Source organism: Streptomyces aurantiacus JA 4570 (assembly GCF_000414115.1).
In the GTDB taxonomy this organism is placed as follows: domain Bacteria; phylum Actinomycetota; class Actinomycetes; order Streptomycetales; family Streptomycetaceae; genus Streptomyces; species Streptomyces aurantiacus_A.
This window is the reverse complement of the sequence record NZ_AOPZ01000304.1, coordinates 1-504: the sequence shown is the minus strand read 5'-3', so window position 1 is coordinate 504 and position 504 is coordinate 1. Positions and strand designations below refer to the sequence as shown.

The following is a 504-nucleotide window of genomic DNA, read 5'->3' as shown; positions in this document are numbered from 1 at the left end:
GAGCTGCCGCTACCCCGGGGGCGCCACCAGCCCCGACGCCCTGTGGCGGCTCGTCGCCGACGGTACGGACGCCATCTCCGGCTTCCCCGCCGACCGCGGCTGGGACCCCGACGGGCTCTTCCAGCCCGACCAGGGACGCTCCGCCGACGACACGAGCTTCGCCGCGCAGGGCGGATTCCTCTACGACGTGTCCGAGTTCGACGCCGCCCTCTTCGGCATCTCCCCGCGCGAGGCTCTCGCGATGGACCCGCAGCAGCGGCTCCTCCTGGAGACCTCCTGGGAACTCTTCGAGCGCGCCGGCATCGCGCCGTCGAGCCTGCACGGCAGCAGCGCCGGCGTGTTCGTCGGCGCCTGCTCCCAGGGCTGGTCGGCGGGCCTGGCGCACGCCCCGGAAGGCGTCGAGGGCTACCTCATGACCGGCGACGCCACCAGCGTCATCTCCGGCCGCCTGTCCTACAGCTTCGGCCTGGAAGGCCCGGCCGTGACGGTCGACACGGCCTGCTC

General features: G+C 73.8%; 1 protein-coding gene. It reads left to right on the top strand.

Translation table 11 applies throughout. The features are described 5' to 3' along the window. Positions 1–504, top strand: a 504-nt coding sequence (locus tag STRAU_RS26650) for a beta-ketoacyl synthase N-terminal-like domain-containing protein (protein WP_037662080.1), incomplete at both ends; no start/stop codon positions are given.